24 protein-coding genes, 1 tRNA gene and 1 pseudogene are annotated in these 25,705 nt (G+C 52.0%); 12 read left to right on the forward strand and 14 right to left on the reverse strand.

Annotated features, from left to right (window positions below; translation table 11 throughout):
• Positions 1–2: 2 nt before the first annotated feature.
• Positions 3–743: a nucleotidyltransferase family protein gene (locus CSD97_RS11495; protein WP_098032418.1), complete on the reverse strand. Its 741-nt coding sequence runs from the start codon at positions 741–743 to the stop codon at positions 3–5.
• A 25-nt stretch (positions 744–768) separates the two neighbouring features.
• Positions 769–2,199, reverse strand: a complete 1,431-nt coding sequence (locus CSD97_RS11500; protein WP_098032419.1) for an RNase adapter RapZ — start codon at positions 2,197–2,199, stop codon at positions 769–771.
• Positions 2,200–2,293: 94 nt separating this feature from the next.
• Between CSD97_RS11500 and CSD97_RS11505 the strand changes: the two genes are divergently transcribed.
• Positions 2,294–3,745: a cobyrinate a,c-diamide synthase gene (locus CSD97_RS11505; RefSeq protein ID WP_098032420.1), complete on the forward strand. Its 1,452-nt coding sequence runs from the start codon at positions 2,294–2,296 to the stop codon at positions 3,743–3,745.
• A 147-nt stretch (positions 3,746–3,892) separates the two neighbouring features.
• Positions 3,893–4,462, forward strand: coding sequence for a cob(I)yrinic acid a,c-diamide adenosyltransferase (locus CSD97_RS11510; protein WP_022401002.1), 570 nt, complete (start codon positions 3,893–3,895; stop codon positions 4,460–4,462).
• Between the two features lie 31 nt (positions 4,463–4,493).
• Here the strand turns inward: CSD97_RS11510 and pncB are convergent, their stop codons facing one another.
• The 4 genes from pncB to CSD97_RS11535 all read right to left on the reverse strand — a co-directional run bounded on the left by pncB (position 4,494) and on the right by CSD97_RS11535 (position 10,741).
• The gene (gene pncB / locus CSD97_RS11515) at positions 4,494–5,678 is read right to left on the reverse strand and encodes a nicotinate phosphoribosyltransferase (RefSeq protein ID WP_005829296.1); all 1,185 of its coding nucleotides are present in this window, start codon (positions 5,676–5,678) and stop codon (positions 4,494–4,496) included.
• Between the two features lie 240 nt (positions 5,679–5,918).
• A complete protein-coding gene (locus tag CSD97_RS11525) occupies positions 5,919–8,309 on the reverse strand; it encodes an ABC transporter permease (protein ID WP_098032422.1) in 2,391 nt (796 codons plus the stop codon).
• On the reverse strand, positions 8,306–9,301 hold the full coding sequence (locus CSD97_RS11530) for an efflux RND transporter periplasmic adaptor subunit (RefSeq protein WP_005836940.1): 996 nt from the start codon (positions 9,299–9,301) through the stop codon (positions 8,306–8,308). Before CSD97_RS11530 ends, CSD97_RS11525 begins: the two co-directional genes overlap by 4 nt.
• Positions 9,302–9,313: 12 nt before the next feature.
• Positions 9,314–10,741: a TolC family protein gene (locus CSD97_RS11535; protein ID WP_098032423.1), complete on the reverse strand. Its 1,428-nt coding sequence runs from the start codon at positions 10,739–10,741 to the stop codon at positions 9,314–9,316.
• Between the two features lie 177 nt (positions 10,742–10,918).
• Here CSD97_RS11535 and CSD97_RS11540 point away from each other — a divergent pair, with 177 nt between their 5' ends.
• The 5 genes from CSD97_RS11540 to CSD97_RS11560 all read left to right on the forward strand — a co-directional run bounded on the left by CSD97_RS11540 (position 10,919) and on the right by CSD97_RS11560 (position 18,383).
• Positions 10,919–12,436, forward strand: coding sequence for a cobyric acid synthase (locus CSD97_RS11540; RefSeq protein WP_173675112.1), 1,518 nt, complete (start codon positions 10,919–10,921; stop codon positions 12,434–12,436).
• Positions 12,429–13,463 carry a threonine-phosphate decarboxylase gene (locus CSD97_RS11545; RefSeq protein WP_098032425.1) on the forward strand — a complete coding sequence of 345 codons (1,035 nt, stop codon included), beginning with the start codon at positions 12,429–12,431 and terminating at the stop codon, positions 13,461–13,463. Before CSD97_RS11540 ends, CSD97_RS11545 begins: the two co-directional genes overlap by 8 nt.
• Before the next feature lie 3 nt (positions 13,464–13,466).
• Positions 13,467–14,435, forward strand: coding sequence for an adenosylcobinamide-phosphate synthase CbiB (gene cbiB, locus CSD97_RS11550; RefSeq protein ID WP_098032426.1), 969 nt, complete (start codon positions 13,467–13,469; stop codon positions 14,433–14,435).
• A gap of 109 nt (positions 14,436–14,544) precedes the next feature.
• The gene (locus CSD97_RS11555; RefSeq protein WP_098032427.1) at positions 14,545–16,425 is read left to right on the forward strand and encodes an ATP-binding protein; all 1,881 of its coding nucleotides are present in this window, start codon (positions 14,545–14,547) and stop codon (positions 16,423–16,425) included.
• Entirely contained in the window at positions 16,422–18,383 is a 1,962-nt protein-coding gene (locus CSD97_RS11560) for a HAMP domain-containing sensor histidine kinase (protein ID WP_098032428.1), read from the forward strand. The genes CSD97_RS11555 and CSD97_RS11560 overlap by 4 nt, the downstream gene beginning before the upstream one ends.
• Here the strand turns inward: CSD97_RS11560 and cobC are convergent.
• Genes cobC through cobU form a run of 4 tightly spaced genes read right to left on the reverse strand, consistent with a single transcriptional unit; the run spans position 18,364 to position 21,254 of the window.
• Complete coding sequence (cobC, locus tag CSD97_RS11565) at positions 18,364–18,903, reverse strand: alpha-ribazole phosphatase (RefSeq protein WP_057252470.1); 540 nt, start codon at positions 18,901–18,903, stop codon at positions 18,364–18,366. The genes CSD97_RS11560 and cobC overlap by 20 nt on opposite strands.
• A gap of 16 nt (positions 18,904–18,919) precedes the next feature.
• Positions 18,920–19,663: an adenosylcobinamide-GDP ribazoletransferase gene (gene cobS / locus CSD97_RS11570; RefSeq protein ID WP_098032429.1), complete on the reverse strand. Its 744-nt coding sequence runs from the start codon at positions 19,661–19,663 to the stop codon at positions 18,920–18,922.
• A gap of 1 nt (position 19,664) precedes the next feature.
• A complete protein-coding gene (gene cobT, locus CSD97_RS11575) occupies positions 19,665–20,702 on the reverse strand; it encodes a nicotinate-nucleotide--dimethylbenzimidazole phosphoribosyltransferase (RefSeq protein ID WP_098032430.1) in 1,038 nt (345 codons plus the stop codon).
• Positions 20,703–20,732: 30 nt separating this feature from the next.
• The gene (cobU, locus tag CSD97_RS11580) at positions 20,733–21,254 is read right to left on the reverse strand and encodes a bifunctional adenosylcobinamide kinase/adenosylcobinamide-phosphate guanylyltransferase (protein WP_098032431.1); all 522 of its coding nucleotides are present in this window, start codon (positions 21,252–21,254) and stop codon (positions 20,733–20,735) included.
• A gap of 141 nt (positions 21,255–21,395) precedes the next feature.
• Between cobU and CSD97_RS11585 the strand changes: the two genes are divergently transcribed.
• Positions 21,396–21,468, forward strand: a tRNA-Gly gene (locus tag CSD97_RS11585).
• A 115-nt stretch (positions 21,469–21,583) separates the two neighbouring features.
• Positions 21,584–23,077, forward strand: coding sequence for a proline--tRNA ligase (gene proS / locus CSD97_RS11590; protein WP_005829226.1), 1,494 nt, complete (start codon positions 21,584–21,586; stop codon positions 23,075–23,077).
• Positions 23,078–23,247: 170 nt separating this feature from the next.
• On the opposite strand, the gene CSD97_RS11595 is transcribed toward proS, so the two are convergent.
• Together CSD97_RS11595 and CSD97_RS11600 are read right to left on the reverse strand one after the other, a co-directional pair.
• A complete protein-coding gene (locus CSD97_RS11595; RefSeq protein ID WP_005836958.1) occupies positions 23,248–23,583 on the reverse strand; it encodes a type II toxin-antitoxin system RelE/ParE family toxin in 336 nt (111 codons plus the stop codon).
• Positions 23,574–23,807 (reverse strand): hypothetical protein, encoded by a 234-nt coding sequence (locus CSD97_RS11600; protein WP_005829224.1) that lies wholly within the window; start codon positions 23,805–23,807, stop codon positions 23,574–23,576. Before CSD97_RS11600 ends, CSD97_RS11595 begins: the two co-directional genes overlap by 10 nt.
• Before the next feature lie 176 nt (positions 23,808–23,983).
• Between CSD97_RS11600 and CSD97_RS11605 the strand changes: the two genes are divergently transcribed.
• Both CSD97_RS11605 and CSD97_RS19090 read left to right on the forward strand, forming a co-directional pair.
• Entirely contained in the window at positions 23,984–24,166 is a 183-nt protein-coding gene (locus tag CSD97_RS11605; protein ID WP_005829223.1) for a hypothetical protein, read from the forward strand.
• Positions 24,167–24,282: 116 nt separating this feature from the next.
• A pseudogene (locus CSD97_RS19090) lies at positions 24,283–24,504 on the forward strand (hypothetical protein); the annotation flags it as partial.
• Here CSD97_RS19090 and CSD97_RS18840 read toward each other — a convergent pair.
• Together CSD97_RS18840 and CSD97_RS11615 are read right to left on the reverse strand one after the other, a co-directional pair.
• Entirely contained in the window at positions 24,493–24,594 is a 102-nt protein-coding gene (locus CSD97_RS18840) for a smalltalk protein (protein WP_005829220.1), read from the reverse strand. The pseudogene CSD97_RS19090 and the gene CSD97_RS18840 sit on opposite strands and share 12 nt — an antisense overlap.
• Positions 24,595–24,648: 54 nt before the next feature.
• A complete protein-coding gene (locus CSD97_RS11615; protein ID WP_008663501.1) occupies positions 24,649–25,158 on the reverse strand; it encodes an HU family DNA-binding protein in 510 nt (169 codons plus the stop codon).
• 275 nt (positions 25,159–25,433) lie between these two features.
• Between CSD97_RS11615 and CSD97_RS11625 the strand changes: the two genes are divergently transcribed.
• Positions 25,434–25,694, forward strand: a complete 261-nt coding sequence (locus CSD97_RS11625) for a DUF4248 domain-containing protein (RefSeq protein WP_087332471.1) — start codon at positions 25,434–25,436, stop codon at positions 25,692–25,694.
• Positions 25,695–25,705 lie beyond the last annotated feature (11 nt).

Genomic DNA, 25,705 nt, shown 5'->3' on the forward strand with positions numbered 1-25,705 from the left:
TGTTATTTTTGTTTGTAGTATTCCTCCGCTTGTGCCAGTGTCTCCGGTTTGCCGATGTCGAACCAGCGGAATTCTTGCAGCGGATAGCCTTGTATGTGCACCTTTGTGCAGGCGGACAAGTAGAAAGGAATGATGGAGAACTTGCCGTTCCACTGCCCATCGTCCATCAGGCGGAAGAGGGAGGGTGAGATGACATGGATTCCTCCGAAGGCGAGTTCCCGGTACTTCGTTTCCCGGTAGTCGAAGCCTGCCGGTTTCACCTCTCCGGTGGACTTGTTTATCCAGCCGTGCAGGTGGTAGTCGTCGTCAAAAAGGAGATAGCGGGAAGTCTTGCGCTCGCTCACAAGCAGGGTAGACTCCGCATCGCTCTCCAGATGGTGGCGGTAGAGACCTGCAAGGTCAATGTCCGTCAGAATATCCGCGTTGTGCACCAGAAAAGGTTCTTGTCCGTCCAGAAAGGGGCGTGCCTTTTTGATGCCTCCTCCGGTGTCGAGCAGCATGCCGCGTTCGTCGCTGATGTGAATCTCCGTGCCGAAGTTGTCGTGGGCACGGAGGAAGTCGATAATCTGCTCCCCGAAGTGGTGGATATTGACCGTTATCTCGTTGAATCCTGCTTCCTTCAACCGCAGTATCACCCGTTCCAGCATGGGCTTTCCTGCTACGGGAACGAGGGCCTTGGGCATGTGGTCCGTCAAGGGGCGCAACCGGGTGCCCAGGCCGGCGGCGAAAATCATGGCTTTCATATTGGCATATTCTCACATTAGCACATTAAACTTTGGCCTTAAACGTCTGTTCAATATTCTGTTCTCTATGTATCAGGTTCACTTGCACGCCGAACTTCTTGTGCAGATGTTCCGCCAGGTGTTGTGCCGAGTACACGGAGCGGTGCTGTCCGCCGGTGCAGCCGAAGCAGACAGACAGATTGGTGAAGCCGCGTTCCATGTAGCGCTTCACGGAAGCGTCGACAAGGGCGTAGGCATGCTCCAGGAATACGGCTATCTCGCCGTCGTCTTCCAGGAAGCGGATAACGGGTTCGTCCAGTCCCGTGAAGGGTTTGTAACGCTCGTACTTGCCGGGGTTGTTCACAGCGCGGCAGTCAAAGACGAAACCTCCTCCGTTGCCCGTGGAATCTTCGGGGATACCTTTTTTGTAGGCAAAGCTGGTGACTTTCACCACGAGGCGACGCTTTTGCAGGTCGTCTGTAAACTGTTTCAGATCGGTGAGTTCGCGCAGAATCCGGCAGAGGTAGGGATATTCTGGATAAGGTTCTTGGAGCAGTTGGCGAAGGTTCTCGATGGCGAAGGGGACACTTTGTATGAAGTGGGGCTTCTTCTCGAAGTAACCGCGGAAACCATAGGCACCCAGCACCTGCATGGTGCGGAACAATACGAAGTGGCGAAGCTGGGCATAGAAATAAGCCTCGTCCACGGGCTGGTACTTGCGCAGGGCGTCGATGTATTCCTTCAGCAACTCTTTGCGCAGGCTGTCGGGATAGTTTGCTTTGGCTTGCCACAAGAAGGAGGCAACGTCGTAGTAGACCGGACCTTTGCGTCCGCCCTGGAAGTCGATGAGCCACGGCTCGTCGTCCTTTATCATGACGTTACGGCTCTGGAAGTCGCGGTACATGAAGGTGGCGGAGCTGCTACGGAGCAACACGTCTGCCATCTTCTGGAAGTCATCCTCCAGCCGGTCTTCCTGGAAGTCCATTCCCGTAGCCTTGAGGAAGCAGTATTTAAAGTAGTTCAAGTCCCACAGAATGCTGCGGCTGTTGAACTCTGCCTGCGGGTAGCAGTAGGAGAAGTCCATGCCGTCGGCTCCGGCAAACTGTACGGCGGGCAGCAGACGGATGGTCTTGCGCAGCAACTGTTTCTCTTCCTCACCGAATACGCTGGTCTTGCGGCCTTTCTCGATGGCATTGAATAGGAGCGAGTCGCCCAGGTCTTCTTGCAGATAATAGATATCATCTTCGGAGCGGATGAACACTTGCGGTACGGGCAGTCCTTTCTGGCGGAAATGTTCTGCCATGTAGAGGAAGGCGCGGTTCTCCTCCACAGACTCTCCGCTGACGCCGATAAGTGTAGGACTTCCGATGAGGCGGAAGTAACGGCGGTTGGAGCCGGAGGAGGGGAGTTCGTCAATCTGTTCCGGTTCGTGTCCGGTATGTGCGATGTAGAGTTTCTTAAGTTCTTCGGTTATCATGGTGGTATGTTTTATTTTCGCAGCTAAGATAAAACTTTTGTCGGAGATATGCTTACCTTTGCAGGAGGAAAATATTTAATTTGATAGCTTCATAATGGATTCCATTCCTCAGTTTCTCATAGCCGCCCCTACATCGGGCAGTGGAAAGACCACCGTCAGTCGTGGACTGATGGCATTGTTTGTGAAGAAAGGTCTGAAGGTGCAGCCTTTCAAGTGCGGTCCCGATTATATAGATACTAAGTATCACGAGGCGGTATGCGGCCGTCCTTCCGTCAATCTGGATACTTTCATGGCATCTCAGGAGCACGTAAGCAGTCTGTATGCACGCTATTCGGCGGATGCGGATGTTGCCGTGGTCGAGGGGATGATGGGGATGTACGACGGGTACGACCGCGACCGGGGCTCGTCGGCAGAAGTGGCACGGCTCTTGGGTATTCCTGTGGTGCTGGTGGTTGATGCCAAGTCGGCTGCCTATTCCATGGCTCCTTTGTTGTCGGGGTTCATCAATTTCCGTCCGGATATACGTATTGCGGGAGTTATCTTCAATCGTGTCGGCTCGCTCCGCCACTACCGGATGCTGCAGGAGGTCTGTGAAGACTTGAACGTGACTTGTCTGGGCTATCTGCCCAAGCAGAAGGAACTGGAGCAGGAGTCACGCCATCTGGGGCTGGATTTCAGCCGTTCTAAGGAGACGGAGGGGCTGGACATGCTGGTAGGCTTGCTGGAGGAACATGTGGACTGGGAACTGCTGCTCTCGACAACCGGGCTTCCATTGCCTGCGGCGGCTGTGGAGGAGAAGCCGATACTATCAGAGCCGGGGAAGCTGCATATCTCGGTAGCGCGCAACGAAGAGTCCTTTTCCTTCCTCTATGCGGAACATCTGGATATTCTGCGCCGTATGGGCACGGTCACTTTCTTCAATCCGGAGCAGGACCGGGCTGTTCCGCAAGAGACGGATTTGCTCTATCTGCCCGGCGGCTATCCCGAGAACCGTCTGGAGGAACTTGCCGGGGCAAGGCTTGCCAGGGAGTCTATCCGCAGCTATATAGAGGCCGGTGGCAGGACGCTGGCGGAATGCGGGGGGATGATATATCTTTCGCAGTCCGTTCTTTCTGATGGGGATATGGACGGGGGAAGTTTTGATACCGATGGAAGAATCGCCGGAGATGGCGGGAGAAGCAGCGGAAGCGATGGAAGAAACGCCGGGAGCAGTGTAGGCAATATCAGAAATGAGATGGTAGGAGTATTACCTTTCAGCGTTACAAACGAGCGTAAACGCAGGAAACTGACATTGGGATACCGCCGGTTCGACTATAACGGATGGCGGCTTAAAGGACACGAATTCCATTATACGCAGTTTGCCGTGCCCGAAACTGATGGAAAAGAAGGTGGTGCGTGCAGTCTTCCTCCCTCGATAGCGCAGGTCTACAATGCCAAAGGAGGGAAGGTAACCACTCCCGTCTTTCGCTATAAGAACTTGATAGCCAGTTATACGCATCTGTATTGGGGCGAGGTGGATGTAATGGCTTTGTTCGGTGAACTCTAAAATAGCGCATTGATATTTTATGTAATTTCGTTTGTGTTCTTGAAATAGTGGAGTATCTTTGTTTTCATTTAAATATATTATGATTATGAAACTGAATACTTATCGCTTGTCTTCTTTGGAAGACCCTACTGATTTATCAAATAGAGTATGAAAAGAGTCTATACCAAAACTGGAGACAAAGGAACAACGGGTATTCATGGTGGCGCGCGTGTGCCGAAAGATGACATCCGTATCGAGGCAAACGGATGTCTTGATGAATTGAATGCCGTGATTGGTATCGTGCGCTCCATGCTGGCAGCAGAAGATGGTTGGCAGGAGTTGCTGCATGCTGTCCAGCGGGAACTGATGGTGGTAATGAGCCATGTGGCCACTCCCTCGGGAGTGGTGAACCCTAATCCGCTTTCTGCCGCAGAGCTCACGCTGCGCTGTGAGCAGGAGATGGATGCCATGACCGTCCTGCTGACGGACAACGGCTACTTCCTTTTGCCTGGTGGCACTCCCATATCAGCCCAACTGCAGTTTGCCCGTACCGTGGCCCGCCGTGCCGAACGCCGTTTGTGGACACTCCATCGCCAAGACCCCGTGAACGAGGATATTCTGCGCTTCATCAACCGCCTTTCGGACTTGTTCTTCGTCATGGCCCGCATGGAGATGCAGCGGCAGGACTGGCCGGAGGAGAAATGGCAAGAGTTTGCCTACAAAAGGAAAAGACAGTAAGCACTTATCGCTAACCGCCGGGAAGCTGTTTTCAGCATAGGGGTTCTATTTGCTGTCCGAGCCTTAAATCATACAGACATGCCCGTACTTCCGCTTCGCTGCCGATATGCTTTCCTGCATCGTCGGACAGCTTCACGCATTCGCGCCATTCCTGGTTGACGTTCATCTTGCATTGCGTCAGTTTCATTACGATGTTGGAGGGCTTGAATCCGGTATCATTCGTCAGATTGGTGCCGATGCCGAAGGAGCAGCGGATTTTGCCCCTGCAATGCTCCTGGATGTCGAGTGCCTTGCCAAAGTCGAGCGCATTGCTGAAGACGATGGTTTTAGTGGTAGGGTCGATGCCCAGTTCGCGGTAGCGGGCAACGAGCTTGTCGGTGAAGTCGAATTCATCGCCGGAGTCGCAGCGTACACCGTCGAATAGTTTGGCCTGCTTGCGGCTCAGGTTACTTAAGAAAATGCCGGAGGTATAGGTATCGGACAGTGCGATGCCCAAGTCACCGTCGTACACGTTCACCCAGTTTTCCAAGGCCATATAGTTGGCGTGTTTGTAGCCGAACTGTGCGCCGTGGAACATGAACCATTCATGCGGATGCGTCCCCATAGGCTTCATGCCGTATTTCATGGCGAAGTGGCAGTTGGAAGTCCCGGTACAGTATTCGGCGGCTTCCTTCAGACGGTCTATGACTTTGTCCTGTACCTCGAACGAGAAGCGTCTCCGGGTGCCGAACTCCGAAAAATACAGCTGGTGTCGGTTGGAGAGTGCCACCTTTTCGGACAGTTTGCAGAGTATGCCGTCCATGTCGGCCACGTTTCCCAAAGAACGGTTCTTTATTTCGGATACGATGGAAAGCAGGGGGACTTCGTAAAGGGTGGCCTTGTACAGATAGTCCGTGATTTCAATGTTCAGGTGCCGGTCCTCGTCCAGATGGATGCTTACCTTCTCCGGCTGGAAGCGGAAGGAGGAGAGCCACTCCCAATAGACCCTCGGCAGGAAACGGCAGTGGCGGGTCATGTATTCCAGCTCTTCGGCAGTAAGTACGGTCTGTGCCAGGCTGTCCACCGCCTCTTGCAGTTCCTTCAGAAACGTGTCCGTATAGGCGGTGTCGTCTCTGTCCTTGAAGCTGAAAGTGCCCATGGCATAGGGAAACAATTTGATGTAGGCATACGAGGTGGTGAATTTGTAAAGGTCTGTATCGAGTATGGTATGAATCATGGCAGAATATTCTTTGGTTATGATGTTCGATTTTGGGGATGAAGATAGTGAAAATTTCTTATTTGACCAGCCTCTATCTGTTAACAACGGCATATTCCTATTAAACCATGTTATAAATGAGACCGTCATGGACAGAAATTTTGGATATTTCGGGGAAGTCCGTACATTTGCAATGTGTTTTTCATAGTATTAGATTTAAGGTTAACAAAAGATTGGCTGTCTGGGATAGATAGCCTTTTTTTATGCCTTCACTTTTCCTTTTCCGTAGAGGTGGCGTGTAGTGCAGAGCGCCAAAGTTCCATAGACCAATACTTGTATCCACATCGTCAGCATCTGCGGCCATACGTCGGCCAGCGTTCCACCCATTGAATTCAGTTTTACAAAAGCAAGTACGGCAGGACCTGCCGGAAACAGATAGTGGGCTGTCTGCCAATACCACGGCATCAGCTCCAGCGGATAGGACACGCCCGAAAGGAAGATATAGCCCACAGAGAAGAAGGCTATCATCAGCAACGGCGCTTCGGAGTCTGTAAACCAGCGGGAGACGGCCAGGGCAAGGAAACTCGTGCCCAGCAGGAAGGGTATCATCATTGTGACGATGTCTCCTCCGCTGCCGATGTGTGGGATGCTGAACAGGTGCGGCAACAGTCCCAGCAGGAATAGGGAAAACACCACGTAGAGCATGAAGTATACGAAGGTCCTGCCTCCGACAATCCGTAATGTATCCTTCAATGAGTCGGCACGCATCAGCCGTATTCCTTTTCTTCGGGCTTCCGCTTCCTCGCCCGTCAGCATGGCAATCACCATCAGCATCGTCTGGAAGATGATGACAATTAGGACGGCGGGAATCAGATAGGAACCGTAGCCCTCTGTATAGTTGTAGAGCGCCGTGCCGGACACGCTGACGGGAGCGGACGAAGCCACTGCCAGCAGTCCTTGCGGAGGTAGGAATACGGTGCCCTCCATGCGGTGGGCATCGTTCACGGCAAGCATGACGCGCGCACTGGATTCTTGCAGTCCTTTGAAGTTGAGGAAAGCGTCCGTGGCGGCATAGAGTACGAAGACCGAAGTCTCGCCCCGTGCCACACGTGCCTCGAAGTCGGCAGGCAGGTAAAGGATGCCTGCCACGTCGCCCTGCTTCATCCATTGGCGGGCTTCGAGGATGTTGGGTGTCTGGCCGTAGACGGCGGTCTGGGGAGTGGCGTCGAGCAGTCGGATGTATTCGCGGCTGAGGGCGGAGTGGGAGAGGTCTACCACTGCGACGGGAGCCTTGCGCACCAGGTTGGGGGCGTACATGTAGTTGTAGAGCAGTCCGTAGAGGAAGATACCGCCTGCCAGCACGAGCAGGATGGCGGGATTGGTGGCGATGGCATGCCACTCGTGGCGGATAATGGAAGCTGTTGACAATGCGGCAGGTGGGCAAGGTGATGGGGAGGCGGAGATTGCTTCTTCCCTTATCTCTTTTTTTATCCACCATTTCAGCAATGGCAGTATCAGCAGTGCCGCCAGTAGGAAGATGAAGAGTGTAGCTACCGACTGCCAGAAGTAGGCAAACCCTGCATCGAAGTAAATCATGGCTTGTGCCGCCTCCGTGAAGTGCCGCACGGGGAAGAGGTAGGAGGCGGCATGCACGGGCGCATACATGGCTGTAACGGGAAACGTGACTCCGGACAGCGTAGCCCCCAATGACCCCACCATGGACACTACACTGATGATATAGGCAATCTTGGGAAAGGCCGAATAGATAAAGACCGCCAATGCCTGGGTAGCGATGATGAAGAGTACGGTCACTGCATTCATCAGCCACAGACTGCCAGCGAAGGGGATATGTAGCGGGCCGAACAGTACATAGTTTGCCAGGATACCGATGGACGAGAAGATGAGGGTATAGGGCAGCAGTTTCCCTGCTACGGCAGTGAGGATATTGCCCCGTGCCGTCTTCAGCCATTCGCCGGCACTGCCGAACTTCAGTTCGCCGCCTATGGAGTAAACGGTGGTGAGCAGGATGAGTATCTGGAACAGTACGAAAAAGAAAGGCTGGCTCAGGTAGATGGAGTAGTCCATGTCCGGATTGTAGAGGGGATGGGTACTGGCTTCTACGGGGAGCAGAAAGGTCTGTATCTGTTCTCCGCTGACTCCCAGAGCTTCGGCCTGCATCACGATGGGCGAGAGCGCCACGGGGGCAAGCGTATTCTCGAACGCCGCCATCAGCTCGCTGCCTACCGAAAGAAGGGCATAGTGGTAATAATAGGTGAGCGTTGCGCCAGTTCCCGTCACCGCCTTCTGTTCGAAGCGGGGCGGGATGACGAGGTAGCCGTATATGTCCTTCTGTTGCAATGCCCGGCGGGCGTCGGCTTCGTCGGTGAAGTGCTCCGTCACACGGAAGGTGGGGGCGGCAGAGATGCGCCGGGAGATATTGCGCGAAGTGGCAGTGTTGTCCAGGTCGACGATACCCACGGGAATGTTCTCCATCTGTCCGTTTCCAAAGATGGTGGCCATGAAGAACAGACAGAGTAAGGGTAGCACGACGCAGACGCCGAGGTATAGACGGCGGGAGGTCATGCGGTGCCATTCGCGACGGATAACCATGCGAAGCGCTTTCATTGCGCAGCCAAATTCTTTATCTTTCATTTTTCATTCTTCATTTTTAAAAGTACGGACATCCCCGGTCTCAATCCCTCTACCTGCTGTGTGGGACGTGCGTGTATCTCGAACGTCTGCATGTCATAGCTGCCCGTCTGTTTGGTGGATTTCCAGGTGGCGAAGCTGCCCAGCGGACTGATGTAATAGATGCGGAATTCAATGTCCTTGCCGTCGATGGCGGGGACATCGGCACGGAAAGTGCCTCCCATCTTGAACTGCGGCATCAGGTCCTCGCGTATGTTCAGTACCACGTGTGCATCGTCCATCACGACAAGGCTCATGATGGGAGTGCCGGGGGCCACCAGCTCTCCGCGTTTGGGGAAGATGGTGGCTATCTGGCCGTCTTCGGGAGCAGTCAGGCGGGAGTCGACGAGGAGGGAGGAGACTTCATCGACGGTGCTTCGCGCCGCTTCCACCAGGCTGCGGGCCGAGGCGCGGTCCTCGCTCTGCGCTCCGTCTACGGCCATCTGGTATTGCTCGTAGGCGGCACGTTCGGCGGCTTGGGCGGCTTTGTACATGGCTTCCACCTCGTCACGCCGCTGGGAGGTGACGACACTGTCCTTATAAAGCGTTACAATGCGCTGGTAAGTGGTCTTGGCGAGGGCAAGGTCGCTCTGCGTCTTGTTCCAGAGTTGCCGGGCGGTGGCCACAATCTGGCGGCGGGTACCGGCGTCTATCTTCTTGTTCTGCTCCTGGGCCACCTGCTCCAGGGCATTCACCTGGCGGTATTTGGCTTCGATGGTGGGGCTGTTGATGACGACAAGCGTATCGCCTGCCTTCACCCAGTCGCCCTCTTGTACGAGGAAGGAGTCCACACGTCCGGGTAGCTTTCCGCTGATACGTATTTCCGTTGCTTCCACTTGTCCTTGCAGGACCAGGGGCTGCCGGCTCATGAGTAACATGCCGGCAAGTGAAATGATGACCGTTGCAGCCAGGATAATGACGAATGCAATGCTGATGCTTTTATTATTGATTTTCATAAAGGGTAGGTTTTAATAAGTTGTCTCGAAATATTTCTCGAACCGTTCCGGCGTTCCGCAGATAGCCAGCAGGTTCATCAGTGCCACATCATATTCGTAGTAGGCTGCCAGACGCGCCACGCGGACGGTTGCCAGCATCGTTTCCGCATCTACGACCTCGGTACTGGTTGCCATGCCTTCGGCAAAGGATTTCTTGCGGATTCGCACCAGCTCTTCGCTCAGCTCGATGGTGGTATTCAAGGCGCGTACGTTGTCTTGTGCCTTTTGCAGTTGGGTGTAGAGCTTGTCGATGCCTACGCTCAGGTCTTCTTTGGCTTTTTCTTGTCCCAGGGCAAGGGTCTGCTGGGCTATCTTCGACTGGCGGATGCGCTTCTCACGCGCCAGTCCGTCGAACAGGTTCCAGGTGAAGCCCACGCCTACGATGGTGCGGGGGACGAGGTTGCTCTGTATGCCGTGGGCATAGAGGGTCTGCTTGCCGAATACGGCGATGTCCGGCAGGTAGCCGCTCTGGTCGATGCGGAGCTGCTGGCGGGCAATCTGTGACTGCAGTTGCAGTTGGTTCACGGTGTAGTTCTCCACCCGCATGGCTTGCAGGAACTCCTCTTTGGCGGGCAGTTGGTCGTTGATGAAAAGCTCCGAAGTAGGATGGATGCTGCATGTGTCTTGCAGGTTGAGCAGGGTGCGCAGGGCACTTTGCACGACGGAGGCCTCCTTCCGGGCAGCCTCCAGTGAACGGGCAGCTTCATCCATATTCACTTGGGCAAAGAGCCGGCCTGCCTTGTCTATCATGCCGGCAGCTTCCAGTTTAAGGGCATTCTGGTAATGGCGTTGCAGACTGTTGTAAGTCTCCTGCCGCACGCGTACTACCTCTTGCGCAAGTTTCAGCCCGAAGTAGCTTTCTGCCAGCAGGGTGCGTTGCGTGGCATCGGTCTGTCCCCGGTTTTCGCGGGCAATGTCTATCATGGTGTTGCCTATCTTCGAGGCCCGGATGCGCTTGCCGCCGGAGAATACGACCCATTCGGCGGTCAGGCCGACGGAAGTCAGGTTGCGTGGAGCCAGTGGAAAGGCAAGGGTATGGGAGCCTATCTGGTCGAGTATGCTGCTGATGAATTGGTCGTCCGGCACGATGTTGTGCACAAAGTCCTTTGCCGGGTCGGTGAACTGGGAAAGGGGCTGTTTTACCTCTATCTTTTCGGAAAGATGCACGAACGTACCGGCACCTTGCAGGAAGGGGTACCAGAGGGCATTCAGTTTGTCACGTTCCGCACGGGCGGCTTCAATTCCCTTGTCAGCTATTTTCAGGCTGCGGTTGCCGTTTTGCATCTGCCTTAGGGCATCACCGAAGCTAAGGGGAAGGGAGGTTTGTGCAGCCACTTCACCGATGGCAAGCAGCACGCAGGCAGCAACCGGAAAAAATCTCCGGCATGATAGATTATTCATAAGTTCGTTCGGTTTAGGGGTTCTTGTTTCTCTAAACAAGAGGAGGTGGGAATTGTTCAGTAGTCATCTTTTTGAATAGAACGTTACAAATATAACGAATAGTTTCCGAAGATATGGCTTATGAATGGGAGAGATATTCGGATTTGCACTATCTTTGCATTCGCTAAAATAGAATTTATGGAGAAACTTCATCCGATTATGTTTGCCGGGACGGGTAGTGATGTGGGAAAGAGCATCATTGCTGCCGCCTTCTGCCGTATCTTCAAGCAGGACGGCTATCAGCCCGCACCGTTCAAGGCACAGAATATGGCGCTCAATTCATTTGCCACTCCCGAAGGGCTGGAGATAGGCCGTGCCCAGGCTGTGCAAGCAGAAGCCGCCGGAGTGCCTTGCCACACGGACATGAATCCGCTGCTGCTGAAACCACAGTCGGACCATACCTCGCAGGTTGTTCTTAACGGGCGTCCTATCGGCAACCGCAATGCTTATGATTATTTCCGCAAGGAAGGACGCGACGAACTGCGCTGGGAGGTTTGTGCTGCCTACGACCGCCTTGCCGCCCGCTATAATCCCGTTGTGCTGGAAGGCGCGGGAAGCATCTCCGAAATCAATCTGCGGGATACCGACCTTGTCAATCTGCCGATGGCCCTGCATGCCGGAGCCGATGTAATTCTTGTGGGCGACATTGATCGTGGCGGTGTGTTTGCCAGCGTCTACGGTTCGCTGATGTTGCTTCGTCCCCATGAGCGGGAGCGAATTAAAGGAATTCTTATCAACAAGTTCCGGGGGGATATACGTCTCTTCGAGTCGGGCATTACGATGCTGGAGGAGCTTTGCGGCATTCCCGTTGTCGGGGTGGTGCCTTACTACCGTGATATCTACATTGAAGAAGAAGACTCCGTGGCGCTTGCCGCAAAGTCTGTCCGTGCCGAGAAGGGAAAGGTGAACATCGCCGTCATCCTGCTGCGCCACCTCAGTAACTTCACCGATTTCAATGTGCTGGAGCGTGACCCGCGCGTACATCTGTTCTATACCAACAATGTGGATGAGCTGGCAAAGGCCGACGTCATCCTGCTGCCCGGCTCCAAGAGCACGCTTGATGACCTTTACGAATTGCGCCGTAACGGTGTGGCGGCTGCCATCATCCGTGCCCACCGTGAAGGTGCCACCGTGATGGGTATCTGCGGCGGCTATCAGATGATGGGGCAGGAGGTGCTCGACCCTGAGCATGTGGAGGGGGACATCGAACGCCTGCCCGGACTGGGGCTGTTGCCCATCAGTACCCGCATGTCGGGAGAGAAGGTGACCCGTCAGGTGAAGTTCGGTCTGTGCAATCCCCATTCTCCATCTTCCACTCTCCATTCTCCATTCATGCAGGGCTATGAAATCCATATGGGAGTGACCACCCCCGTGGAAGGTACTCCCGATTCTCCCCTGAATCTTTTGGAGAACGGCTCTACCGACGGATACTACGTGGACTCCACCTGCATGGGGACTTATATTCATGGCATTCTCGACAATCCGGAATTCATAGATTTCCTGCTTGCGCCTTTTGCAGACAAACTGTCCGGGAATGCCGGCGCTTTCGATTACCATACATTCAAAGAAGAACAATACGATAGGCTTGCCGAGCACGTGCGCCGCCACGTCAACCTGCCGCTTATCTACCAAATATTGACAAAGAACCATGATTGAAGGACACGGAGACGATTCCTATAAATACAGCCGTCCCATTACGGCAAACTTCAGCTCGAATGTTTACAGCAGGGTAGACCTCTCTGCCTTGAAGGCGCATCTGTGTACCCGGATTGACGGCATCGGCAACTATCCCGAACCGGAGCCTTACACGCTTGAGGCCTGTCTTGCCCGCCACCACCACCTTCCTGCCGAGGCAGTGTGCGTGACGAATGGAGCTACCGAAGCCATCTATCTTACCGCACAGACTTTCCGCGGGACAAACACCGCCATTGTGCAGCCCACTTTCAGTGAATATGCCGATGCCTGCCGCATGCACGGCCATCGGGTCACTTCCCTCTATCGGTTTCCTGCGGAGAGCGAGGGGTATCGCTTGCCGGAAGAGGTGCGCATGCTGTGGCTGTGCAATCCCAATAACCCTACCGGAACGGTTGTGGAGAAGGAATATCTGGCAACACTTATCAGTCATAATCCGCAGGTATGTTTCGTCATCGACCAGTCCTACGAGTTTTTCACCTTGCGTCCGCTTTTCTCTGCTGCCGAGGCGGCGGAATTTCCCAACGTTCTGCTGCTGCACTCCATGACCAAGCGTTATGCCGTTCCCGGTCTGCGACTGGGATATGTCACCGGCGCTCCCCACCTGCTGCATCGCCTGCGTACCAACCGTATGCCCTGGTCGGTCAACCAGCTTGCCATTGAGGCGGGGCTCCATCTGCTGGAACATGATGTTCCCAATCCGCTGGATGTGGCGTCTTACTTGCAAGAGGCTGCCCGCCTGCGCAGTGCGCTCGAGGCATTGGGAGGACTGGAAGTATGGGCCACCGAAACCCATTTCATGCTGGTGTGCCTCCGTATGGGTAGGGCTTCCGCCTTGAAAGACTATCTGGCAGGGGAGCATGGTATCTTGATTCGGGACGCCTCCAACTTCGACGGACTGAATGAACACTTCTTCCGTATAGCCGCCCAGAGCCGGGAGGAGAATGACAGGCTTGTAAAAGCAATAGGACAATGGCTTGAGGAGGAATAACCGATGGAAGAAGATGTGCTTATACTTTTGGGTGTCGCCTTCAACTTGAACCTGCCGCTTCTCACTGCCTGGCTGCTCGACCATTGGCTGGGCGACCCGGCGTGGCTGCCCCATCCGGTTGTGGCTTTCGGCAAAGCCATTTCTTTCTGTGAGCACCGGTTGAACCAGGGCGATTCGTGTTTCCTGAAAGGTGCGTTTGTGGCGGTGTCTCTTGTCTTGGGGGTATATGTCATTACGCTTTTGTTGCTCCGCTTGGCGGCACTCTTTTCTCCGGGCATGCTTCTGACGGTGCAGATACTGCTGATATTCTATTGCCTAGCAGGTACTACACTGGTTCGCGAGGTGCGTATGGTGTTCAAGGCGGTGGACCGTTCCTTGGAGGAAGGGAGGATGCAAGTGGCACGTATCGTAGGGCGTGATACGTCTGCACTCTCGGCGCAGGAGGTGAGAACCGCGGCATTGGAGACTTTGGCAGAGAATTTGAGTGACGGGGTAGTTGCCCCCTTGTTCTGGTATCTGCTGTTGGGAGTTCCGGGCATGCTTGCCTATAAGATGGTGAACACGCTGGATTCCATGGTCGGCTACAAGAACGAGCGCTATCGTCGGTTCGGCTGTTTCGCCGCCCGTCTGGATGATGTTGCCAATTATATTCCTGCTCGTCTGACAGCCTTTCTGATGGTGCTGGTTTCCGGTCGTCTTTCCTTGTTTGCTTTTGTGGGCAGATATGGCAGCCAGCATGCCAGTCCCAATTCCGGTTATCCGGAAGCCGCCCTTGCCGGTATTCTGGACTGCCGTTTCGGAGGTCCGCACAACTATTTCGGCGAGGAGGTATGGAAACCTTATATCGGTTCTAATGAACGGCCTCTGAAGACAGAAGATATGCGTGTGGCTGTCCGCATCAACCGGCGTGTGGAGTGGTGGATGGTGGTTGCCGTAATAGTGACATCGACCTTGGCTTCCTTTTGTTTTTAAAATGTTGTTATTTTAACTGATTCTTTGTCCGTTCCAAAAAGATATAATATCTTTGCAAGACCGCGTTGCATTAAAAAATGTAACTTTTAAAGCAGACAAAGTCTTATAAATGAGGATAAAGCAATTATATATATTCCTTTTCTTTATTTGGTTCGGGAGCACAATAATTGCATCGACAACAGATAAAGCGGATTCTTGGACTAAAGAAAAGGAAAGTATAGTCCATGAGGTCATCTCCACTTTTCACAACAGCCTCGGTTTCGACTATCTGACCCGGGAGGAGTGTGACTCGCTGAATGCCGACGGCCTTTTGTCCCAATTGGATGAATCCCAGCGCTATTACACCTATTTCGAACTGGAAAGGATACTTATAAAATCCTCCCTTTTCCGTGGAGAAATCCGTATGGCCATTGCCCAGAGCGACCAGATGTACTCCAAAGCCCGCGCGCTTGCCTACCCCTTCGGCAATGCCCTGGCGCTGAATGCCATGGGAGAGGTGTACAGCTATACCGGCAGGCTTCGGGAAGCCGGTACCGCTTACGAAGAGTCTTTGAGACTGCTGGATGGGATGGACGGGGAGGATGTGCATATCCGTATGCTACTGGTGGAACTGATAGATTATAACCTGCGCATACGGAATGTAAACGGTGCCTCGCGTTATCTTGCACGTCTGAACCTTTATCCGGAAGACCGGCTTTCTCCGCTGGAGCTGGCCATGCGCCACATCTCCAATGCTTCCTGCCAATTATTCAAGGGTGACTTGAAGGCCGCCAGCCATCATCTGGCACAGATAGGCCAGCTTGAAGCGCAACTGATTCCGGAGATACAGCAATACCTTCTGATTATAGATGCCCGTTATCTGGTGGCCACCGGAGAGCATGAGGCAGCCTTGACCGCCTACAATGATTTCCTTCAAACCGAATATGCCCGGATAAACCATAACATCTACAAGGAAGCTCTGCTCGAAAAAGCGGATTTACTGGTGAAGATGGGAAACAAGGAAGAAGCCTACGGACAGTACGGCAAGGTCTTTTCGTATATCAAGACTTCGTTCGAGAAGAACTATCCCAAGGAGATAGACCGGCTCTGTACCCGTTTCCAGGCCGACCAACTGGCCTACCAGAACGAACGCGACCGCATTGTATCCATGCGTTTCTATCTGGCAGGCATCATTGTGTCCGTACTGTTTCTGATATTCCTCCTGGTGCTGGGCTGGAAGAAGATATTCCGTTTGAAGCGTTCCCAGATACGGCAGGAGGCGATGAAGGAGAAAGCGGTGCAAGCCATACAACGGAAGAATATGTTTCTTTCGAACATGAGCCATGAGGTACGTACGCCGCTGAATGCCATTGTCGGATTCTCGGCGGTACTGACGGATGAGGACGAGTCGTTCGATGACGAATCGCGCCGGGAATTCTCCGAAATTATCAAGGTGAATTCCTTTCAGTTGCTGAAACTTATCAATGACATTCTGGATTTCTCGGATTTCGAGAATGACAATATAACCTTCAACATCCGCACGCATGATGCCGTGAAGTTGTGTAATGAGGTCGTGGAGACCGTGATGGCCTCGCGCAAGCTGGAGGTTGAAATGCGTTTTGACACGGATTTGTCCGTCTTGATGCTGGATACGGACGATGCGCGCCTCCGCCAGGTCTTGATAAACCTGCTGGTGAATGCCGCCAAGTTTACGGAACAAGGCTCCATCGTGCTGGAACTGAAGATGGCTGATGCCGGTACGGCACTTTTCTCCGTGACGGATACCGGATGCGGCATTCCACCGGAGAAGCAGCACTTGATTTTTGAACGCTTTGAAAAGCTGAATGATTTTGTGCAGGGAAGCGGACTGGGTCTTTCCATCTGCCAACTGATTGTGAAATATATGAACGGCAAGCTGTGGGTGGACAGTGGGTACACCCGTGGCGCGCGTTTCTGTTTTACGCATCCTTTGAAGTATAATCCCGCATTACACGGAGGAACGGCGCAATGAAACGAATACTGATTCTCATCCATGTTTTGTTTTGCGGATATATCTGTCCGCTGCTGGCAGAAGACACGGGGGCTGTCCGGTATCAGGACAGCATCCTGAAGGTTGCCGATGCCCTGCCGGCCACCCTTGTCCGGCTGACGTATCTCCGTGACATGGCCTACAAGCACCAGTATGCTCCCTATAACATGACTTTTTCCACCCGTCTGTACGAGGAGGCGCGGCGGCAGAAGAACGCTTTCTATGAGAATATGGGCGCTTACTATCTGGCGGCATGTTATGACAAGAAACACGACCCGGACAGTCTGTCGTATTGGGTGGATGTGTTGAAGGATTTTGTCCCCCAGGTAGGCACTTACGATTATTATCTGGAGCAGAAGGCTGCCATCAGCCGCGCCCTGGCTTCCAAGAGACAGATAGAGAAAGCGGTGTATGTGGCTAAGGAGACGTTGGAGGAATCAAAACTCCGCCATAGCAATAATGGGATGATAGCGGCGTATAACAGCTTGGGATGTGCCTACGGAGTGTCCAGCCGCCCGAATGAGGCACTGGACTCTTTCTTGGAGGCTTACCGGAATTTCTCTCCCCAGACAAAGGCCAGCCTGAAGGTGGATATACTGTCGCGTATTGCCCAGGTATACGGCAATGGCGGTAAAGACAGCTTGAAGCTGCCCTATTTGCATGAAATGGACATGACGTTGCAGACGGTTATTTCCAAAGAACCCGAGACAAGGAAGAACTGGAGCAATTTCGAGATTGACTGCGAAGTGAAGTATATCCTGCACTACATGAACCGGAAGAACTTTACAGTGGCGCATGAGCATATCGAGAAAGTAAAAAAACTGCTTGAGCCGCATGTAGATCCCGTCTTCTGGCTGAATGTCCAGTTGATACAGCTTCAATACTATGCCAAGACCGATGAGTATGACAAAAGCATCGCATTGATAGACGAGGTGACCCCTACGGTACTGAACAACTACGTCTCCACCTTTGCCACTTTGATAAACTACAAGGCGAGTACGCAATATGACAAGGGGGACATTGACGGGGCCATCGAGACCCGGCGCTACCTCATACGCAAGCAGGATTCGCTGAACAATGCCTTCTCGGCCAACCAGTTGAAGCAGGTGAAGGAGATTTACCACATTGACGAGCTGTTGTTGGAGAAGCAGAAGATTCAGGACATGAATTACCGTATAGGATTTATATTCCTGGGCGTCTGCCTGCTGCTGATGCTGCTTTTCTACTTGTATACGCGCTATGTCTCCGGAAAGATTGCTGTCGTAGAGAAGAAGACGGCTGAAGCCGCTTTGCAGGCAGAGACGGACAACATCGCGAAGGAACGTCTGAAATCGGAAATCAGCCATGATATACGTACTCCGCTGAATGTGGTGGTGGGCTTTGCCGAATTGCTGACCGGAAAGGAGGAGCTGGATAAGGAGACTAAGAGGGAATACGGGCAGATGATTCAGACCAATGCGGAAAGTCTGCTGAATTATGTCAACAGCATTCTGGAATTGTCCCGCTTGGAGTCCGGCAAGATTCAGTATGAGGACGAGGAGTGTGACATTATTCAGTTGTGCAGTGAGGTGCTGGATAAAGTGAACGGCCGTGAGGAGAGCACTGTGTCTGTCAGCCTGCAGACCGACCTCAAGGAACAGCTTGCGAGGACAGACCGAAGGTGGTTCGATACATTGCTTGTCAGCATGCTGACTCCGTCAGAGAATGACACTGCCCGTTATGAGGCGATTATCCGCATCAGACGGGACCGCACTAGGTCGGCCCTCTATTTCGACGTGGTCAACGCCCCGTTTGCAAAGGTACATTTTGAGAATAAAACGAGCTTGATTCGCCATGAAATCAATGCCCATTTTATTCATTATTTTGGAGGTATCTACAAGGTGCAAACCGAAGCGGAGGAAGGCCCTACTATTTCGTTCACTATTCCTTGTCGAGATTGATGCGGACGATGCCGCCGTAGGGCGTCAATGCGTCGAAGGCTTCTTCGGCTTTGAGGATTCCGGCATAGAGTTGCGCGCAGATGAGTACGCCGCCATGTGCGAAGATGGCAACGCGCGTATAGGGCTTCTTCTTTAATTCGTCCAAAAACTGGCTGACACGCCGGTATTGCATAGTAAAAGATTCTCCACCGGTAGCTGCCACGTTCATGTAGTCGGCATACCATTCCTGCAAGCGTGGGTCTTCATTCTGCTCGAACGGCTTCATCTCCCAGTCGCCAAAATTGATTTCCATAATCCGTTTGTCCCGTTCTGCATCGGGATAGCCGCAATAGGTGGCGAGGCGCACGCAGCGGGTCAGGGGGCTGGTGTAGACGTGGTCGAACGGAAGGTATGCCTTCAGGTTTTCTGCTGTCACGGCGGCTTCCGCTTCAAACGTAGGTTTCAGGGGAACATCGGTCTGTCCGTAGCATACGCCCGGAGGGACATCTACCGAAGTGTGTCGAATGAGTATTACTTCCATCTTTAATTTTCAGTTGTTAATTTATAATTAGAATAAGGCTTCCCAAGTAGAAGGACAGTTCGCATAGCAGGAAAGTGGCCCCGCAGCAGTCACCCGTATATCCTTGTAGGCGCCGCTTCATCAATCGGTAGAGCAGGAAGAAGGTGAGTAGTGGGAAGAGGGTGGCAATCCACAGCTTTATAGGCAGCAGCAGTACGAAAGGAAGCAGACCGCAAAGAAATCCGGCCAGTAACTCGTGCCAGCTCATGCGGTTGTAGACGGTCTTGCTTTTGCTGTCTTCCTCTTTCCGGGCATAGGGCAGGTAGTTGACAATCTGGGAGGCACAGAATTTGGACCAGCAGTCACCGCTGAGCACAAGGATGCAGAGAAGTCCCAGTGGCAGGTGATGAAGTTGGAACAACAGCAGGAAATAGCATATCAATCCGATGACACCGTAGCTTCCGATGTGGGAGTCCTTCATGATGGCTAGAGTCCGTTCTCGGGTGGTGCCGCCACCGAAACCGTCGAAAAAGTCCGCCAGCCCGTCTTCGTGCAGGCAACCGGTGACAAGCAGGCGTGCGATGAGGGCAAGAATCCATGCCAGTGACACCGGCATAATCTGTCCGGCAAGCCACAGCACTGCCGCCATCACGCCTCCCGTCAGCCAGCCTACAAACGGCCAATAGGGAACCACATGCTTGAAACACTCTGCCGGTACTTCCTTGATTTTCCAGAAGGGCAGTCGGGTGAGCATTATGAATGCAGCCAAGACATTGTTCATGTTAAAAGTATTTAGTGATGGAGGCATGTGCAAAGTTATCCATTTCATTGAGCATCCGCACGGCCGAGTCGACAATGGGATATGCACAGATGGCCCCCGTTCCTTCTCCCAAACGCAGCCCCAGATTCAGCAGCGGACGGGCATGCAGGGCGTCGAGCACCAGTTTGTGGCCCGACTCGTCTCCGCAGTGTCCGAAGATGGCGTAATCCGTCACTTCCGGATAGAGCCTGGCGGCGGCAAGCAGGCAGTTGGTCATGATGAATCCGTCAACAAGGATAATCATCCTCAGCTCGGCAGCTTGCAGCATGGCGCCTATGGCCATTACCATTTCCAGTCCACCAAAGTAGCGGATGATGTCCCGGGGAGAGCCGTCGCCTTTGTAATTCTCCATAGACTGTTTCAGCACTTCGTATTTGTGGCGGATGCCCGCGCTGTCGAGTCCGCTACCTGCGCCGACACATTGTTCCAGAGGAATACCGGTAAAGCAGGTCATCCACAAGGAGGATGAAGAGGTGTTTCCGATACCCATTTCACCGAAGCTGAGGACATTGCTGCCTTCTTCATGGCATTGGCGCACCACCTCGGCACCCCGTTCCAGGCACATCTCCATTTCCTCTTCCGTCATGGCTGCCTCGTGCAGATAACTCCGGGTGCTTTTACGTACTTTCATATTGATGATGCCTTTCTCGTAGGGGAGGTCGTAGTCTACTCCTGCATCTACTATTTTCAGGGTAAAGCCGTGCTGCCGGCAGAGGAAATTGACACCTGCCCCTCCATGAAGGAAGTTGCTGATTTGCTGCCAGGTGATTTCCTTTGGAGACAGACTGACACCTTCTTCTACAATGCCGTGGTCGGCGGCGAAGATAATGTTTTGCGGATGTTTCAAGGTGGGGGATAATGTCTGTTGTATGAGTCCGATTTGGAGTGCCAGTTCTTCTAAAATGCCCAATGAGCCTTTGGGTTTGGTCAGGTTGTTGATTTTGTCAATCAATGTGGGACGGATTGACTCGTCCGGACGGGTGATATGAAATGTTTTCATCAGTCTGTTGAATTTTAATTGTTTGTTGTTTTATGAATGAGTGTTTTTTACGGTAAGTGGGATGCCGGATACCATCAGTATCACTTCGTCGGCACGGGCGGCTACATATTGGTTCATCCAGCCTTGCATGTCCGTGAACTTTCGTTGCAGTTCGTTTTCGGAAGTTCCTCCCATGCCTATTTCATTGGTGACGAAGATAAAGGTTGCGTCTTGTGCCGTGAAGCGATCGAACTCCGCCTTTACTGCGGCAAGTGCCCGGTCGGTATCAGACTCGAGGTCGAAGAAGAAATTGGTACACCACAGGGTGATGCAGTCTATCAGGACAACCCGTCCCTCCAGCCGGTGGCGGCTGAGTTCTTTCTGCTCTTCGATGTTTGTCCATTCCGGTCCCCGGCGTTTCTGATGCCGGATTACCCTCTGGTGGAATTCTTCGTCCCAAATGCGTGCTGTGGCAAGATAAACGGGAGTGGGAGAGAGCTCGAGTGCCAGCTTTTCCGCATAGGTGCTTTTGCCGGAACGTGCTCCTCCGGTGATGAGTATGATTCGTTTCATTGGTATTTAGTCTGTATTTTGAAAGAATATCTTTGTTTTCCCGAGCAAAAATAGGAAATATTTGACGAAACGTTTGTTTTTTTAGGAAGGAATTTATTAACTTTGCCACCGTTTTTAAGGCATGACCTTGGAAATGTTTATGCGGCAGTAGCTCAGTTGGTAGAGCATCAGCTTCCCAAGCTGAGGGTCACGAGTTCGAGTCTCGCTTGCCGCTCCTCCATTTAGAGTTAGGCAGTTGCATCACAGCGGCTGCCTTTTTTTAAATATCGAGGAAAATGTTCGGGTCAAGCCATTTTAAACGTAGGAAAAACTTTAAAAAACGAAATAGAATGGCAGTAGAATTGAAAGACCTTACCAAACGTAGTGAGAACTATTCTCAGTGGTACAACGAGTTGGTGGTAAAAGCCGATTTGGCAGAACAATCGGCTGTACGCGGCTGTATGGTGATCAAGCCCTACGGATACGCTATCTGGGAGAAGATGCAACGTCAGTTGGACGATATGTTCAAGGAAACGGGACACGTCAACGCTTATTTCCCCTTGCTTATTCCGAAATCATTCCTCAGCCGTGAAGCGGAACATGTGGAAGGCTTTGCCAAAGAGTGTGCCGTCGTGACGCACTATCGTTTGAAGAACGATCCGAATGGCGGCGGTGTGGTGGTGGACCCTGCTGCAAAACTGGAAGAAGAGCTGATTATCCGCCCCACTTCCGAAACCATCATCTGGAACACCTACAAGAACTGGATCAATTCATACCGCGACCTGCCTATCTTGTGCAACCAGTGGGCAAACGTGTTCCGTTGGGAAATGCGTACCCGTCTGTTCCTCCGTACCGCCGAATTCCTCTGGCAGGAAGGACACACGGCACATGCCACCCGCGAGGAAGCCGAAGAAGAAGCGGTAAAGATGCTGAATGTATATGCCGAGTTTGCCGAAAAATACATGGCGGTGCCCGTGGTAAAGGGCGTGAAGTCTGCCAACGAGCGTTTTGCAGGTGCCCTCAACACCTACACCATCGAAGCGATGATGCAGGACGGAAAGGCTTTGCAGAGCGGTACTTCCCACTTCCTGGGACAGAACTTCGCCAAGGCGTTCGATGTGCAGTTCGTCAATAAGGAGAACAAGCTGGAGTATGTTTGGGCTACCTCCTGGGGTGTTTCCACCCGTCTGATGGGAGCGCTTATCATGACGCATTCCGATGACAACGGTCTGGTACTTCCTCCGCACCTGGCTCCGATACAAGTAGTCATCGTACCTATCTACAAGAATGCGGAGATGCTGGCTAAGATTGACGAGAAAGTGGCAGGCATTGTTGCCAAGCTGAAGTCAATGGGTATTTCCGTGAAGTACGACAATGCCGACAACAAACGTCCGGGCTTCAAGTTTGCCGACTATGAGGTGAAGGGTGTTCCCGTCCGTCTGGTGATGGGTGGCCGCGACCTGGAGAACAATACAATGGAAATCATGCGTCGCGATACACTGGAGAAGGAGACGCGTTCCTGCGAGGGTATCGAAGAGTACGTGAAGGATTTGCTCGAGGACATTCAGGCAAATGTCTACAAGAAAGCGCTCGATTACCGTAACAGCCGCATCACCAGCGTGGACAGCTACGAGGAATTCAAGGAAAAGATTGAAGAAGGCGGCTTCATTCTGGCTCATTGGGACGGGACTACCGAAACCGAAGAGAAAATCAAGGAAGAGACCAAAGCAACCATCCGTTGTATTCCTTTCGATTCATTTGTTCCGGGTGACAAGGAACCGGGCAAGTGTATGGTTACCGGCAAGCCTTCTGCCTGCCGCGTGATTTTTGCACGTTCCTATTAATAATACCCACCCCGGATTACGCGGATTAACACACAGATGATTTTAGGAGTTCTGATAATCAGAAACTTTTATCTGTGCTAATCTGCGTAATCTGGGGTGATTGTATATCTTGATACGTCCTCTCGGTTTTAAATTTATAGAGTTATCTCTCATCATGAATTGATGAACAGCTATTTATATTGCTTCAGAAATTCTGAGATTGTTTTACGTACAGTTTCCGGAGATTGTTTTGAATGAAGCATTGCTGCAATGACAATCCTATTCTCATCAATCAAATAATATATCACGTTAGGGGAAAGTTTTAAATGACGGACAGTAATGTTGTTAAATAGAGTAGAAAAATCACTGTCTATAATTCCTATATACGGATGTTTTGCTAAAAGATTTACTTTGTCTTGTATCTTTTGACGTGTTTTCTGTGCCGTCAACATGCCAAAATTATTCTCTACATAAATAAGTATCTCTAAAAAGTGCTCATAAGCCAACTTAGACCAGACTATTTCCATCCCATGCGTTCATTTATCATACTCTCTATTTGGGAGTTTGATATACAGTGTCCTGCTTTATTCTCTTCTAAGGCAAATAGAAGGGCTTCAGCCAAAGCATCTCGGGGAATACTGTTGATAAAGTCGTCCATCGGTATGGCTGATTGATGATAAGTTGCCATCATCGGTTCTTGTGCCGTTTGTTTGGAAGAGTCCTGCTCTTTATATGGTTTAATTTTACCCATTGCTTTTATTTTTAATCAAAGGTAAACTGAATAAATGAAAACTCCTAATATTCAATCCATTTATTTTCCACTGCATCAAAGCCAACCAATCTACATACTATTGTAACCTCCTTCACATCTCCTCGTAACAACTTTCCCTCATTTTTGCAGCGTAAAAAAAGAAAGGAGGCCCGAATATGAAACTGAACAGAAATGACTATACCGTAGAGGCGGCAGCCGGCGGTGGTTTTTACGCTTATTTTATGAATAATGTGTTGTGCAGCGCCTACGGTGAAACGCCTGACGAAGCCTGCGAAAACCTGGAACAGATTGTTGACGATTTTGTCAGTGATATGTATATGGTCGAGGAATTTGTCTGATATTCCGGCATCATATGCCGACCGAATTATCCTTTTTACGTATTTATTCCATAAATTCTCTTGAAGTCATGTCTGCGCGATGCCGGTGTGACTTTTGTCATTTATAACCGGAAGCCGAGGTGTGCCGTGTGGACGACACCTTGAGTTTCCATCAGCTCGATGACGTCAAATTCCTGCGCTACATGGCAGGCTGCAAGGCCTATGCCACCACTGCCGGCTTCGAGTCGGTCTGCGAGGCGATGTATCCTGCGCTGTATAGAGAGGGAAGAAAAAGAGGAAACCTTTTTCGGGGTTTCCTCTTCCTGCCGTCCTTTCTTTCCGGCGACTTAAATGCTCACGTTCATCGCATTGGCTCCCAATGCCCCTAAGATGGCGGAGGCTACTGCAATTACGACTTTCAGAATTTTATCCCAGATACTTTTTTTCATGCTATATACGTTTTAAAAGTTGAACATACGAATCGGTAGTAAAATCAGTCATACTTATCCCAACGGATTTTCGCCCTGGTCTCCGTCCGAACCGCCTCCGTCTCCCGAGCCGGAACCGCCGCCGGAGCTTCCTCCTTCACCGTCTCCCTTGTTCAGCAAAGCTTCCAGGTCGTAGAAGTCAATCTTCTGCCCGGCACGCGTGGCGGCGATGTCCGGTCTTACGGTGCTGGAAGGCCGGAAATTGATTTTCACCGCTTTGATGTTCTTGGCGGTGCACTCCTTTACATCCAGTACGCCTGCCGTACGCGCCGACAGGCTGAATACGCCGAAGTTCTTGATATTCACCGACTGGCCGCTGTAGAGGGTCGTAATCATGGCTTCCACAAAATTGGTCAATACACTTTGGATGTCTCCCAGCGTCAGCGAACTCTTCTCTTTCATCACATACGCAATGTCGTCCAGCGTCGCATTGTCGCCCAGTGTCACCAGCTGCGGGTAGAACTTTGCCACCGCATCTGCCTTTCGAGGATCTTTCCTCGCAATTTTCTTGAATGGTACTCCCATAAACAATTAAATAATTAAAAATTAACAATTAGAAATTAAAGTCCCGTATTGCAATACTTTGCTCTTTCTCCTTTAGGGGGGAAGAGGGGTGCTGCAAAAGTACTCCTCCGGCTTTTTCTGCTCATGGCTTTCTTCGGGTTACGCCGTCTCTTTCCCGTTTCCTTTCTGTTCAAGAAAAGTTCTTCGTCCGATGCCCGTTTATGTCTGTATATGCTTGGTCATATCGCTGATATTCAGTATCTTTATGGTGTAATAATCAACCAATAACATAAGGAATGAAAACAGAAAAAGAAAAGAAGGAAGAGGGGGAGGAAGACCTTCGTCCGTTCCGCATCCACGCCTATTCGAAGGAGGAGCTTGCCATGCTCTACAACCCGACTTACTGCATCAGCAATGCCATCTATACCCTGGCGGCATGGATACGCCACAACAAGGCGCTGAAGGGTGAGCTGGAGAAGGTGGGCTACAACAAATACCGGCGCACCTTCACTCCGCTGGAAGTGAAAGTGCTGGTGAAGTATCTGGGAGAACCCTGACAGGATGTCGG

Source organism: Bacteroides sp. AR29 (assembly GCF_900217715.1).
Lineage (GTDB): Bacteria > Bacteroidota > Bacteroidia > Bacteroidales > Bacteroidaceae > Bacteroides > Bacteroides uniformis.

What these genes read in the sequence shown, in the direction of transcription:
- CSD97_RS11495 (WP_098032418.1), bottom strand. Translation starts at nt 743, where the DNA reads ATGAAAGCCATGATTTTCGCCGCCGGCCTGGGCACCCGGTTGCGCCCC.
- CSD97_RS11500 (WP_098032419.1), bottom strand. Translation starts at nt 2,199, where the DNA reads ATGATAACCGAAGAACTTAAGAAACTCTACATCGCACATACCGGACAC.
- CSD97_RS11505 (WP_098032420.1), top strand. Translation starts at nt 2,294, where the DNA reads ATGGATTCCATTCCTCAGTTTCTCATAGCCGCCCCTACATCGGGCAGT.
- CSD97_RS11510 (WP_022401002.1), top strand. Translation starts at nt 3,893, where the DNA reads ATGAAAAGAGTCTATACCAAAACTGGAGACAAAGGAACAACGGGTATT.
- pncB (WP_005829296.1), bottom strand. Translation starts at nt 5,678, where the DNA reads ATGATTCATACCATACTCGATACAGACCTTTACAAATTCACCACCTCG.
- CSD97_RS11525 (WP_098032422.1), bottom strand. Translation starts at nt 8,309, where the DNA reads ATGAAAGATAAAGAATTTGGCTGCGCAATGAAAGCGCTTCGCATGGTT.
- CSD97_RS11530 (WP_005836940.1), bottom strand. Translation starts at nt 9,301, where the DNA reads ATGAAAATCAATAATAAAAGCATCAGCATTGCATTCGTCATTATCCTG.
- CSD97_RS11535 (WP_098032423.1), bottom strand. Translation starts at nt 10,741, where the DNA reads ATGAATAATCTATCATGCCGGAGATTTTTTCCGGTTGCTGCCTGCGTG.
- CSD97_RS11540 (WP_173675112.1), top strand. Translation starts at nt 10,919, where the DNA reads ATGGAGAAACTTCATCCGATTATGTTTGCCGGGACGGGTAGTGATGTG.
- CSD97_RS11545 (WP_098032425.1), top strand. Translation starts at nt 12,429, where the DNA reads ATGATTGAAGGACACGGAGACGATTCCTATAAATACAGCCGTCCCATT.
- cbiB (WP_098032426.1), top strand. Translation starts at nt 13,467, where the DNA reads ATGGAAGAAGATGTGCTTATACTTTTGGGTGTCGCCTTCAACTTGAAC.
- CSD97_RS11555 (WP_098032427.1), top strand. Translation starts at nt 14,545, where the DNA reads ATGAGGATAAAGCAATTATATATATTCCTTTTCTTTATTTGGTTCGGG.
- CSD97_RS11560 (WP_098032428.1), top strand. Translation starts at nt 16,422, where the DNA reads ATGAAACGAATACTGATTCTCATCCATGTTTTGTTTTGCGGATATATC.
- cobC (WP_057252470.1), bottom strand. Translation starts at nt 18,903, where the DNA reads ATGGAAGTAATACTCATTCGACACACTTCGGTAGATGTCCCTCCGGGC.
- cobS (WP_098032429.1), bottom strand. Translation starts at nt 19,663, where the DNA reads ATGAACAATGTCTTGGCTGCATTCATAATGCTCACCCGACTGCCCTTC.
- cobT (WP_098032430.1), bottom strand. Translation starts at nt 20,702, where the DNA reads ATGAAAACATTTCATATCACCCGTCCGGACGAGTCAATCCGTCCCACA.
- cobU (WP_098032431.1), bottom strand. Translation starts at nt 21,254, where the DNA reads ATGAAACGAATCATACTCATCACCGGAGGAGCACGTTCCGGCAAAAGC.
- proS (WP_005829226.1), top strand. Translation starts at nt 21,584, where the DNA reads ATGGCAGTAGAATTGAAAGACCTTACCAAACGTAGTGAGAACTATTCT.
- CSD97_RS11595 (WP_005836958.1), bottom strand. Translation starts at nt 23,583, where the DNA reads ATGGAAATAGTCTGGTCTAAGTTGGCTTATGAGCACTTTTTAGAGATA.
- CSD97_RS11600 (WP_005829224.1), bottom strand. Translation starts at nt 23,807, where the DNA reads ATGGGTAAAATTAAACCATATAAAGAGCAGGACTCTTCCAAACAAACG.
- CSD97_RS11605 (WP_005829223.1), top strand. Translation starts at nt 23,984, where the DNA reads ATGAAACTGAACAGAAATGACTATACCGTAGAGGCGGCAGCCGGCGGT.
- CSD97_RS18840 (WP_005829220.1), bottom strand. Translation starts at nt 24,594, where the DNA reads ATGAAAAAAAGTATCTGGGATAAAATTCTGAAAGTCGTAATTGCAGTA.
- CSD97_RS11615 (WP_008663501.1), bottom strand. Translation starts at nt 25,158, where the DNA reads ATGGGAGTACCATTCAAGAAAATTGCGAGGAAAGATCCTCGAAAGGCA.
- CSD97_RS11625 (WP_087332471.1), top strand. Translation starts at nt 25,434, where the DNA reads ATGAAAACAGAAAAAGAAAAGAAGGAAGAGGGGGAGGAAGACCTTCGT.